The 11,582-nt window shown below is 57.0% G+C and carries 13 protein-coding genes; 6 read left to right on the top strand and 7 right to left on the bottom strand.

What is annotated here, in order from left to right; translation table 11 throughout:
- The first annotated feature begins 106 nt into the window (after positions 1-106).
- Positions 107-286 (top strand): PA3496 family putative envelope integrity protein, encoded by a 180-nt coding sequence (locus tag HU727_RS07045; RefSeq protein WP_186530186.1) that lies wholly within the window; start codon positions 107-109, stop codon positions 284-286.
- 88 nt (positions 287-374) lie between these two features.
- Here the strand turns inward: HU727_RS07045 and HU727_RS07040 are convergent, their stop codons facing one another.
- Positions 375-1,001 (bottom strand): response regulator transcription factor, encoded by a 627-nt coding sequence (locus HU727_RS07040; protein WP_186530188.1) that lies wholly within the window; start codon positions 999-1,001, stop codon positions 375-377.
- Positions 1,002-1,466: 465 nt separating this feature from the next.
- On the opposite strand from HU727_RS07040, the gene HU727_RS07035 reads away from it, so the two are divergent.
- Positions 1,467-2,213 (top strand): hypothetical protein, encoded by a 747-nt coding sequence (locus HU727_RS07035; protein WP_186530190.1) that lies wholly within the window; start codon positions 1,467-1,469, stop codon positions 2,211-2,213.
- An 86-nt stretch (positions 2,214-2,299) separates the two neighbouring features.
- On the opposite strand, the gene HU727_RS07030 is transcribed toward HU727_RS07035, so the two are convergent.
- Positions 2,300-3,517 carry an argininosuccinate synthase gene (locus tag HU727_RS07030; RefSeq protein ID WP_186530192.1) on the bottom strand — a complete coding sequence of 406 codons (1,218 nt, stop codon included), beginning with the start codon at positions 3,515-3,517 and terminating at the stop codon, positions 2,300-2,302.
- Positions 3,518-3,646: 129 nt separating this feature from the next.
- Positions 3,647-4,561 (bottom strand): flagellar protein MotY, encoded by a 915-nt coding sequence (locus tag HU727_RS07025; protein WP_186530194.1) that lies wholly within the window; start codon positions 4,559-4,561, stop codon positions 3,647-3,649.
- Between the two features lie 160 nt (positions 4,562-4,721).
- Here HU727_RS07025 and pyrC point away from each other — a divergent pair, with 160 nt between their 5' ends.
- Together pyrC and rnt are read left to right on the top strand one after the other, a co-directional pair.
- Entirely contained in the window at positions 4,722-5,768 is a 1,047-nt protein-coding gene (gene pyrC, locus HU727_RS07020) for a dihydroorotase (RefSeq protein WP_186530196.1), read from the top strand.
- Complete coding sequence (gene rnt, locus HU727_RS07015; RefSeq protein ID WP_186530198.1) at positions 5,765-6,442, top strand: ribonuclease T; 678 nt, start codon at positions 5,765-5,767, stop codon at positions 6,440-6,442. The genes pyrC and rnt overlap by 4 nt, the downstream gene beginning before the upstream one ends.
- 71 nt (positions 6,443-6,513) lie before the next feature.
- Here the strand turns inward: rnt and HU727_RS07010 are convergent, their stop codons facing one another.
- Positions 6,514-7,116 carry a peroxiredoxin gene (locus HU727_RS07010; RefSeq protein ID WP_186530199.1) on the bottom strand — a complete coding sequence of 201 codons (603 nt, stop codon included), beginning with the start codon at positions 7,114-7,116 and terminating at the stop codon, positions 6,514-6,516.
- A 311-nt stretch (positions 7,117-7,427) separates the two neighbouring features.
- Here HU727_RS07010 and HU727_RS07005 point away from each other — a divergent pair, with 311 nt between their 5' ends.
- Both HU727_RS07005 and bfr read left to right on the top strand, forming a co-directional pair.
- Positions 7,428-7,646 (top strand): bacterioferritin-associated ferredoxin, encoded by a 219-nt coding sequence (locus HU727_RS07005; protein WP_186530202.1) that lies wholly within the window; start codon positions 7,428-7,430, stop codon positions 7,644-7,646.
- A 200-nt stretch (positions 7,647-7,846) separates the two neighbouring features.
- Positions 7,847-8,320, top strand: a complete 474-nt coding sequence (bfr, locus tag HU727_RS07000) for a bacterioferritin (protein ID WP_042607368.1) — start codon at positions 7,847-7,849, stop codon at positions 8,318-8,320.
- 199 nt (positions 8,321-8,519) lie between these two features.
- On the opposite strand, the gene grxD is transcribed toward bfr, so the two are convergent.
- From grxD to plzR, 3 genes are all read right to left on the bottom strand, one after another.
- Positions 8,520-8,861: a Grx4 family monothiol glutaredoxin gene (gene grxD, locus HU727_RS06995; RefSeq protein WP_186530204.1), complete on the bottom strand. Its 342-nt coding sequence runs from the start codon at positions 8,859-8,861 to the stop codon at positions 8,520-8,522.
- Between the two features lie 97 nt (positions 8,862-8,958).
- A complete protein-coding gene (locus tag HU727_RS06990) occupies positions 8,959-11,064 on the bottom strand; it encodes a molybdopterin oxidoreductase family protein (protein WP_186530206.1) in 2,106 nt (701 codons plus the stop codon).
- Between the two features lie 134 nt (positions 11,065-11,198).
- Positions 11,199-11,489, bottom strand: a complete 291-nt coding sequence (plzR, locus tag HU727_RS06985) for a PlzR type 4 pili assembly inhibitor (protein WP_186530208.1) — start codon at positions 11,487-11,489, stop codon at positions 11,199-11,201.
- Positions 11,490-11,582 lie beyond the last annotated feature (93 nt).

The following is an 11,582-nucleotide window of genomic DNA, read 5'->3' as shown; positions in this document are numbered from 1 at the left end:
CAATCATCAGGTTTTTGCATCCATCGATTGAAAAAATCTTTTTTACCCGCCGCACTAATGTCGATATAAGGGGCGCCAAAGGCAGCATTAGCCGGGAGTCGACTGCATGAGTACCGACAAAGAGCAACTAGACGTAGAAGAAGACTTTACCGCCGTTGAGGCCGATGAAGTCGAACCTGTGGTGGAGGTGGCCAAAACCAACCTCAGCAAGCGTCGCACAATCGACAACCTGCTAGAGGAGCGCCGACTGCAGAGGCAATTGGCCGACTACGATTTTGATCTGTGAGATCTGAAGGCCTCCCGAACGGAGGCTTTTTGTTTTTTGAGACTTGCTGAACTTGATCGGCCCATGACGTTGTCAGCTATCGAATCGCTCAAACAAGACCATTGCGTTGCGCCAGTTCGATCAAATCGACCAGAGAACGCGCATTTAGCTTGAGCAACAAGCGCGTCTTGTAAGTACTGACGGTCTTGTTGCTTAAAAACATACCGTCAGCGATTTCCTTATTGGTCTTGCCGCGCGCCAGCTGCTGCAGCACCATCATCTCCCGACCTGACAGGCGATCGACCATGTCTGCTTCACTCGCATTGCCCAGACTGGTGCGCACGGTATGCAACGCCTGATTAGGAAAATAGCTGTATCCAGACAGAACTGCCTTGATCGCACTCAGCAATTCGGTCAAATCCTGTTGTTTGCAAACATAGCCTGCTGCGCCCGACTGCATGCAACGCATTGAAAAATGCCCGGGCGCCTGTGAAGTCAGCACCAGAACTTTTATCGGCATGGCAGTGGAAGTCAGCCGCGCAATAACTTCCAGCCCATCGAGCTTGGGTATTCCAATATCCAGAATGACAAGATCCGGCATTTGTTCGCGAGCAATTTGTAATGCATCAACGCCATTATCCGTTTCTGCAATGACTTCGTAGCCATGCCGTTCCATCAGCATACGTACCGCAAGCCGAATGACAGGGTGGTCATCCACGATCAGCACTTTATTCATGGGCAAGTCCAGTTTTCGCTGTTCGAATTTTTAGAACACGCACGATATCCCAGTCACTTGCCCCAAGGCATACTAACTTTTACACACACTTGCATCGAGAGACATTCTCTACAGGCATTGAGGATAATTCCCACAAATCCGCCCCGCTCGCTTCCCTCGCAACCACTTTGCGTCTTCTCATATCCCACCCACGCGTGACTCACCGCACAATTCCTACGCCATGGTAGTACGGAGGAAAACACTTACAGGTGCAAAAGAATAATTTCATTTGCAATTCCTTTTGTGCCAGATCGGCCTACTGATATCTTTTAGAAACAAAGCGTAACGCACCGACAGCACGACAGAATCGACACAACATCGTCCAGTCTATAAAACTTGAAATAATCGCGTCGTACTTAAACAAATACTTTTGCTATAACTGGAATAATCAACCTTCGACCCAACTAGCAACACAGGAGTTAACCCATGCTGAAGATAAAAAACAAAATAACCAACCCCATGACAGTCATCGCCATTTTTGCCTTTATTTCGGAAACTTCGGCTGCGGTATCTCTGCCGTTTCTTGACAACGAGGATCGAGAGATTTACGTATGGTTCTTGATCAGCTTTCCCTTTTACCTGCTGTTCCTGTTTTTCGTTACTCTTAACTTTAATCATCGCTCGCTTTACTCACCTTCAGACTTCGACAAAGACGAAAGCTTTTTAAAGGCGACAGAGAATCAGGAGCGCGATAACAACCGAAGCGCACCGCTTCGCGCGACAGGTGAACCTCGCACTTTTGAGCGGACGGGTGGCATCGAGTCAGGAGAATCTGGCGCTAACCGGTTCCGGGGTCCATGCAGAGTTCACAACGCGCCGGACCCCCCGCCCGACCCAGGCAGCCGAGCCGACCCGGTTGTACAGAATATCAAGCTGTCACTTTTGATAAGCGAGCTGAGCATTATTGACGCGAGGAATCTCGACGCATCGAGGGATTTCGATGCCATCCTCGAAACGCTCAAAGCTGCCGACAAAAAACGCGCTCGAGTTATCGTGCTTCTTTCCAATCACGTATCGAATCCCCTTGCGCACTCCGCACTGCAACAGATCAAGCAGGCGAAGAAAGGCTCAGGTGCAACACTGTGTATCGTTTACAACCTGTATTCACAGACGATGACATTGTTGGGAAGAACGAGCCGACAGAAGGGCCACGCCAGCGCGCAGGCAGACTAGAGAAAAGCCTGATGAACCAGACAAATTCCAAAAAAAAAGGCGGCCCTGAAAGGCCGCCTTTTTAATACATCATCGATGTGCACTACTCAGAACAACTTGCGGCCCTTGTTGGCAGCAATACGCATGCGCAGCGCGTTGAGCTTGATGAAGCCCGCCGCGTCAGCCTGATTGTAGGCACCGCCATCTTCTTCGAAGGTCGCGATGTTGGCGTCGAACAGCGAATCGTCGGACTTGCGCCCGGTCACGATCACGTTGCCTTTGTACAGCTTCAGACGCACGACGCCGTTCACGTTGACCTGCGAAGCGTCGATCATCTGCTGCAGCATCAAACGCTCAGGGCTCCACCAGTAGCCGGTGTAGATCAGGCTGGCATACTTGGGCATCAGCTCGTCTTTGAGGTGAGCGACTTCGCGGTCCAGAGTGATCGATTCGATGGCGCGGTGGGCGCGCAGCATGATGGTGCCGCCCGGGGTTTCGTAGCAGCCACGGGACTTCATGCCGACGTAACGGTTCTCGACGATGTCCAGACGGCCGATGCCGTGCTCGCCACCGATCTTGTTCAGCGTCGCCAACACGGTCGCCGGCGTCATTTCGACGCCGTCCAGCGCAACGATGTCGCCGTTGCGGTAAGTCAGTTCCAGATACTGCGCAGTGTCGGGAGCATTCTCCGGGGAGACGGTCCAGCGCCACATGTCTTCTTCGTGCTCGGTCCAGGTGTCTTCCAGCACGCCGCCTTCATAGGAGATGTGCAGCAGGTTGGCGTCCATCGAGTAAGGCGATTTCTTCTTGCCGTGGCGTTCGATCGGGATCGCGTGCTTTTCGGCGTAGTCCATCAGTTTTTCGCGCGAGAGCAGGTCCCACTCACGCCATGGCGCAATCACTTTCACGCCTGGCTTGAGCGCATAGGCACCCAGTTCGAAACGCACCTGATCGTTGCCCTTGCCGGTCGCACCATGGGAGATGGCGTCAGCGCCGGTTTCGTTGGCGATTTCGATCAGGCGTTTGGCGATCAGCGGACGTGCGATGGAAGTACCCAGCAGGTACTCGCCTTCATAAACGGTGTTGGCGCGGAACATCGGGAACACGAAATCACGCACGAATTCTTCGCGCAGGTCGTCGATGTAGATTTCTTTGACGCCCATGGCCTGAGCCTTGGCGCGGGCCGGCTCGACCTCTTCGCCTTGACCGAGATCGGCGGTGAAGGTCACCACTTCACAGTTATAAGTATCCTGCAGCCACTTGAGGATCACCGAAGTGTCCAGGCCGCCGGAATACGCCAGAACGACCTTGTTTACGTCCGCCATGCCATCACTCCACGGGGTTCTACGGAAAGCCGGGGAGTCTACCGCCCAAACGCGATAATTTACAGAGGCGCGACAGCTTAAGACGACAAAGCGACAGAATCTGTCGAGAGCGCGACGATGACCGGCGAGTCAGGAAGTCGCTGCGGTACTGGCTGGCGTGCTCGCTTGAGGCGCCGGAGCTGGAGCCGTAACCGGTGCCACGCGTGCCAGCTTTACGTTGACTCGACGGTTTTTCGCGCGGTTGGCCTTATTGGTGTTCGGCACAATGGGATATTGCTCGCCATGGAAACGCACGGTGATCTGCGATTCCTGAATGCCATTGGCCTTGAAGAAGTCGACCACGGCCAGCGCCCGGCGGCGCGACAGTTCGCGGTTGGTCAGGCGATTGCCGCTGTTGTCGGAGTGGCCGTCGAGTTCGATGTGATTGACCGTCGGATCGGCCTTCATGTACTCGAGCATCACTTGCAGCCTGGCTTTGGCGGCCGGGTCCAGATCAACACCTTCGCCGGGAAAGCCGATCTGCGACTGTTTGATCTGGTCAAAATTCTGCGGCAGCAATTTCGCCACACACGCCTGATAGTCGTTGAAAGCCTTGCTGAATTTGACCGGCAGTAGCCGAACTTCCGAGACGCGACCGTCACCCGATGCACGACGCACCACCGGGCTGCGTCCGTCCAGCAGACCGCTGATCAATCCGCCGGCCTGCGACTGTGAACTGTTGAACAGCACGTTGCCGCTGCCGAGCCTGACGCTGCCCAGATTGATGTCGCCGCGTCCCGGCTGCCAGGGCGCAGCCGCCGCCAGCAATGTCGCCGAGCCACCGCCGAGCATGGCGTTGTAGGCATTCAAACGAAAAATCGCCTGTTCGCCAGCCTTGCGCACGAACTCGCCTGAGCCGAAATCGGTGATCGGTTGGGTCAGACGGCATTCGAACTTGTCGCCGGCGACCGTCCACTCAATGCTCTCCAGACGAGTCTGGTACGTCAGCGCCATCGCGGGAAGGCTGGCAAACACACTGAGCAGGGCTAAATAACGCTGGCGCACGGGAGGCTCCATTGGCTTGTGAAACACAAACACCGATTCACACAATGTTTACGGCATACCCTCGGGCTATCGGACGCTGGCGGCAAAACTTGATAGCGGGTGCCTGCAAGAGTCTTTTCCGGTAGCATTCGCCTCAGTTTGACCCGCCTGGAATCCCCTCATGTCCGACCGCCTGACCCTGCTGCGTCCCGACGACTGGCACATTCATCTTCGCGATGGTGCCGTGTTGAACAATACCGTTGCCGATGTGGCCCGCACCTTCGGGCGCGCCATCATCATGCCAAACCTGGTACCGCCGGTGCGCAACGCCGCTGAAGCCAACGGCTATCGTCAGCGCATCCTTGCTGCCCGCCCGGCCGGCAGTCAGTTCGAACCGTTGATGGTGCTGTACCTCACCGACCGCACCCAACCGGAAGAAATTCGTCAGGCCAAGGCCAGCGGTTTCGTGCACGCCGCCAAGCTGTACCCGGCCGGCGCGACCACCAATTCCGATTCCGGCGTGACCAGCATCGACAAGATTTTTCCGGTGCTGGAAGCCATGGACGAAGTCGGCATGCCGTTGCTGATCCACGGTGAAGTCACTCGCGGCGATGTCGACGTGTTCGACCGCGAAAAGATCTTCATCGATGAGCACATGCGCCGTGTGGTCGAGCGCTTCCCGAAGCTCAAAGTGGTGTTCGAACATATCACCACGGGCGACGCCGTGCAGTTCGTCAACGAGGCTTCGGCCAACGTCGGCGCAACCATTACCGCGCATCACCTGCTCTACAACCGCAACCACATGCTGGTGGGCGGGATTCGGCCGCACTTCTATTGCCTGCCGATCCTCAAGCGCAATACCCACCAGGAAGCCTTGCTCGACGCCGCCACCAGCGGCAGCGCGAAGTTCTTCCTCGGTACCGACTCGGCCCCTCACGCCCAGCACGCCAAGGAGGCCGCTTGCGGCTGCGCCGGCTGCTACACCGCTTACGCAGCGATCGAGATGTACGCCGAAGCGTTCGAGCAGCGTAACGCGCTGGACAAGCTCGAAGCCTTTGCCAGCCTCAACGGCCCGCGCTTCTATGGCTTGCCGGTGAATACCGATCGCATCACCCTGGTTCGCGAAGAATGGACCGCCCCGACCAGCCTGCCATTTGGCGAGCTGACCGTTATCCCGCTGCGCGCCGGTGAAAAACTGCGCTGGCGCCTGCTGGAGGAACACGCGTGAGTGAAGACCATTTCGACGATGAACTGGACGGTCAGAATGGCGGAGGCGGTTCCCGTCACCCGATGGCAGCGCGTTTTCGCGGCTACCTGCCAGTTGTCGTCGACGTAGAAACCGGTGGTTTCAACGCGGCCACCGATGCCTTGCTCGAGATAGCCGCGACCACCATCGCGATGGATGAAAAGGGTTTCGTTTATCCGGATCACACCTACTTCTTCCGTGTCGAGCCGTTCGAGGGCGCCAACGTCGAAGCCGCAGCGCTGGAGTTCACCGGGATCAAACTCGATCACCCGCTGCGCATGGCAGTCAGTGAAGAGACGGCTCTGACCGACATCTTCCGTGGCATTCGCAAGGCGCTCAAAGCCAACGGCTGCAAGCGCGCCATTCTCGTCGGCCACAACAGCAGCTTCGACCTGGGTTTCCTGAACGCTGCGGTTGCGCGCCTGGACATGAAGCGCAACCCGTTCCACCCGTTCTCCAGTTTCGACACCGCAACACTCGCGGGCCTGGCGTACGGTCAGACTGTTCTGGCGAAAGCCTGTCAGGCGGCTGGCATCGATTTCGACGGTCGCGAGGCGCATTCGGCGCGTTACGACACAGAGAAAACCGCCGAGCTGTTCTGCGGCATCGTCAACCGCTGGAAACAGATGGGCGGCTGGGAAGACTTCGACGACTGATTCTGTCGTCAATCGCGCGCAAAAAAAAACCGGCTCACTGAGCCGGTTTTTTTATGCCTCGACGTTGCGCCTTACAGGGCAGCAGCGTTCTCGGTCAGGTACTTGGCAACGCCTTCTGGCGATGCGTCCATGCCTTTGTCGCCTTTCTTCCAGTTGGCAGGGCAGACTTCACCGTGCTCTTCGTGGAATTGCAGCGCGTCGACCAGACGGATCAGCTCTTCCATGTTACGGCCCAGTGGCAGGTCGTTGATGATCTGCGAGCGGACAACGCCTTTGTCGTCGATCAGGAACGCGCCGCGGAAAGCCACGCCGCCTTCGGATTCAACGTCGTAAGCCTTGGCGATGTCGTGCTTCATGTCGGCAGCCATGGTGTATTTCACCTGGCCGATACCGCCATTGTTCACTGGCGTGTTGCGCCAGGCGTTGTGAGTGAAATGCGAGTCGATCGACACGGCGATCACTTCAACGTTGCGGGCCTTGAAGTCTTCCATGCGGTTGTCCAGCGCGATCAGCTCGGACGGGCAGACGAAGGTGAAGTCCAGCGGGTAGAAGAACACCAGGCCGTATTTGCCTTTGATGGCCGAGGACAGGGTGAAGCTGTCAACGATCTCGCCATTGCCGAGTACGGCCGGGACGGTGAAGTCTGGGGCTTGTTTGCCTACGAGTACGCTCATTGAAATCTCCTGGTGTAAAAACTTGAAGTTCAGGGTTCGGGCCAGCCTGCCACCCTGAGGCGACAGCCCTGTGACACGAACCCTCTTCGCAAGGGCCGACCATCATACACTGCGCGTTTGGACTGTCCGTAACGGATTTTCCATGTTGGTTATCCCTTCCGGACTCAAGCGGCCGGGCAAACGGCTGCTCAACACCGTTCGTCAGTAGCAGCCAAATATCCTGCGAAGCGTTCCGAAAGCACTTTGACAATCATTCTCGTTAACATTAAGATCCATCGCAATTGAGTCACAACCAGCGACGGTTCTTACTTATGTATGTTTGTCTCTGCACTGGCGTCACCGACGGACAGATTCGCGAAGCGATCTATGAAGGTTGCTGCAGCTACAAAGAAGTTCGCCAGGCTACCGGCGTCGCCAGCCAGTGCGGCAAATGTGCTTGCCTCGCCAAGGAAGTGGTCCGCGAGACCCTGACCAAACTGCAAACGTCCCAGGCCGCGATCCCCTATCCTGCAGAATTTACTGCCGCGTAATCGCCCCCATTTCAAAGAACCGGACTTCTGTCCGGTTTTTTTATGCCTGAAAATCAATTGCTTAGGTTCAAGACGCGGAACACAAACATTCTTATTCCGATTAATTTTCATTTATTATTCAATAACTTAGGTTTGACACTTATAAATACGAAGCTCAAACTCCGCCTTATATACAGCGAATACAGGGCAGGACTCCGATCATGAAAGGCGACATTACAGTCATCCAGCATCTCAACAAGATCCTTGCCAATGAGCTGGTCGCGATCAATCAGTATTTCCTGCATGCTCGCATGTATGAAGATTGGGGTCTGAACAAGCTCGGCAAGCACGAATACAAAGAATCCATCGACGAGATGAAACACGCGGACAAGCTGATCAAGCGCATCCTGTTCCTGGAAGGCCTGCCGAACGTGCAGGATCTGGGCAAGCTGCACATCGGCGAGCACACCCGCGAAATGCTCGAATGCGACCTGCGCATTGAAAAGACCGGCCACGCTGATCTGAAAGCCGCCATTGCCCATTGCGAAACCGTCGGTGACTTCGGCAGCCGCGAACTGCTCGAAGACATTCTCGAGTCCGAAGAAGAACACATCGACTGGCTGGAAACGCAGTTGGGTCTGATCGACAAGATCGGCCTTGAGAACTATCTGCAATCGCAGATGGGCGAAGAGTAAAAGCTGTCGGGTGAAACGAGGCTGCGATCTTTATCGATTTCAGCCTTAATACTCAATCATCACGTATCCAACAAAAAGCCCCGCCCTCTTTCGAGGTGCGGGGCTTTTTGCTGGCCTCAGATCAAAAGATCGCAGCCTCGTTTCACTCGACAGCTCCTACAGGAGACGCGTCGTCGAGCGAAACTCTAAGAACGTAGAATCAGGCTTCGGACTTGTTCGTCGCTGCCGCTTCAACAGCAGCCTTGATGGTGCTTTGCAGCGAACCGTCTGCAGCCATCTCGGTCATGATGTCGCTGCCGCCGATCAGCTCACCGCCGACCCACAGTTGCGGGAAAGTCGGCCAGTTGGCGTATTTTGGCAGGGTGGCGCGGATTTCCGGGTTCTGCAGGATGTCCACGTACGCAAACTTTTCGCCACAGGCCATGACCGCCTGCGCAGCTTTCGCGGAAAAGCCGCACTGCGGGGCATTCGGCGAGCCTTTCATGTAAAGCAGAATGGTGTTGTTGGCAATCTGCTCTTTAATCGTTTCGATGATATCCATGGAGCACCTCGGCTGAACTTTCCGACTCAGAGGTCGGCACGGTGGCGCATTGTAACGGAATCCCGAGCGCCATGCTCGGTCTCCCCGACGGACCTGCTCAAGCCGCCGCCACCTTCACTGGCACACCGTTCAACGCGGCGTTGCCCGACAGTTCGTCGAGCTGACACTCATCGGTCAGGTCGTTGGCACTCGACCCCGGCTGGCTGCTGGCAATCGCCATCTGCACACCCGGACGCGCATGGCCCCAACCGTGGGGCAAGCTGACCGCGCCCTTCATCATGTCGAGACTGGCGAGCACTTCCACTTCAATCTGACCGACCCGAGAGCTCACCCGAACCCTTTGCCCGTCGATCAGACCACGGCTGGCCAGATCGTCCGGATGCATCAGCAATTGATGGCGTGGCTTGCCCTTTACCAGACGATGAAAGTTGTGCATCCAGGAGTTATTACTGCGCACATGGCGGCGGCCGATCATCAACAACTCATCGACACCCGGCGCCTTCAGTGCGGCAAAGCGTGCGAGGTCGGCGAGAATCTCTGGCGGTGCGGCCTGAATCCGCTGATTCGGCGTTTTAAGACGCGCCGCAAGATTCGGTTTCAGCGCCCCCAGATCAACGCCATGAGGATGATCGAACAGCGTTGCCAGCGACAGCTTCTGCTCGGAGGCGTCGCCGTACATTCCCATGCGCAGGCCCATGTCGATCATTTTTGAAGGCGGCATGGTCGGCTTCAGCTCCTTGCCGGTTTTCTCGGCAAACGCCTTGGCCAGCCCGACGAAAATTTCCCAGTCGTGCAGCGCGCCCTCGGGCTTGGCAAGAATTGCGCGATTGAAACGGGTGACATTACGCACTGCAAACAGGTTGAAGGTGGTGTCGTAGTGATCGTTCTCCAGCGCCGAGGTCGACGGCAGGATCAGGTCGGCGTAGCGCGTGGTTTCGTTGATATACAGGTCGATGCTGACCATGAAGTCGAGGCCATCCAGCGCCTGCTCCAGCTGCCGGCCGTTGGGCGTCGACAGCACTGGATTGCCCGCCACGGTAACCAGCACGCGGATCTGCCCCTCGCCTTCGGTGAGCATCTCTTCGGCCAGCGCCGACACCGGTAACTCGCCGCCGTACTCGGGCCGGCCGGAAACCCGACTCTGCCACTTGTTGAAATGCCCACCCGAGGTTGAGGCGACCAGATCCACCGCCGGCTCGGTGCACAATGCCCCGCCGACCCGGTCAAGGTTACCGGTGACCAGGTTGATCAACTGCACGACCCAGTGGCACAAAGTGCCGAAGGCCTGGGTCGAAACGCCCATGCGTCCGTAGCAGACGGCACTCGGCGCAGCGGCGAAATCGCGGGCCAGTTGGCGAATCTGCTCGGCAGGCACGGCACACAGCGGGCTCATGGCTTCAGCAGTAAAGGGCGCCACGGCGCTGCGCACGTCGTCCAGACCCTCGACCGGCAAGTGGCTGTCGCGGGTAAGGCCTTCGCTGAACAGTGTATTGAGCATGCCGAACAACAAAGCCGCATCGCCACCGGGGCGGACGAACACGTGCTGATCGGCGATTGCCGCCGTCTCGCTGCGCCGTGGATCGACCACCACCACTTTGCCGCCGCGTGCCTGAATCGCTTTCAGACGCTTTTCAACGTCCGGGACGGTCATGATGCTGCCGTTTGAAGCCAGCGGATTGCCGCCCAGAATCAGCATGAAATCGGTGTGGTCGATGTCGGGGATCGGCAGCAGCAAGCCGTGGCCGTACATCAGGTAGCTGCTGAGGTGATGCGGCAGTTGATCGACCGACGTTGCCGAGTAGCGATTGCGCGTCTTCAACAACCCGAGGAAGTAGTTGCTGTGGGTCATCAACCCGTAGTTGTGCACGCTCGGGTTGCCCTGATAAACCGCCACCGCATTTTGCCCGTGACGCTCCTGGATGGCAGCCAGCTTCTCGGCCACCAGGATAAACGCTTCGTCCCATTCGATTGGCAGCCATTGGCTGCCAACCCGGCGCATCGGCTGACGCAGACGATCGGGGTCATTTTGGATATCTTGCAGGGCCACTGCTTTAGGGCAGATATGGCCACGACTGAAAGTGTCGAGGGCATCGCCCTTGATCGAGGTGATCGCGATGTTGCCATCGGTTTCTGTGGTTTCGATGGTCAGCCCGCAAATGGCTTCGCACAGGTGGCACGCACGGTGGTGGAGAGTCTTGGTCATGGCCAGTCTCTGTCTTGTTCTGGGCAGGCACGCATGCCTGCGGAGACAAAACTATGGCCCGTGCGCAGGCAAGGCGCCAGCGACGTTCGTCTTGTGAATCGACGGCTATCAGGACGGCCGATAAACCGCAGCGCTCAGTTCGACGGCAACTGAGGCGGTGCTGCCAACTGGATCTCCTGAATGGTTTCGATCTGCTCGTGGGCGACGTGCACGCCGGTGAGCTCGCCGATCAAACGCCAATGCTCGTCGAGGCCGGCGCTGATGGTCGCCATGCGCTCGACCATGTGGCGGCCGGCTGATTTCACCACTTCATCCTCGCTGCGCAACAACTCGAACGACATCGATGTGACCGACGCGGTGAGATGAGTCAGAGAGCGAGCCGTGTGGCCCAGCAGTTCCATTAACAGTTGTTCTTTCGATTCCATGCGGAGGCTTCCTGCGTCGCTCGAAGGTTATTTATAACTCAGCACTTTGCTTTAGCAAATGTTTCAGCCCGAACATCCGACCAAGCGATTGCG

Origin of the sequence: Pseudomonas khorasanensis (assembly GCF_014268505.2) — a bacterium.
GTDB lineage: Bacteria > Pseudomonadota > Gammaproteobacteria > Pseudomonadales > Pseudomonadaceae > Aquipseudomonas > Aquipseudomonas khorasanensis.
The sequence above is the reverse complement of the archived record's forward strand: the minus strand, read 5'-3'. Positions and strand labels throughout refer to the sequence as shown.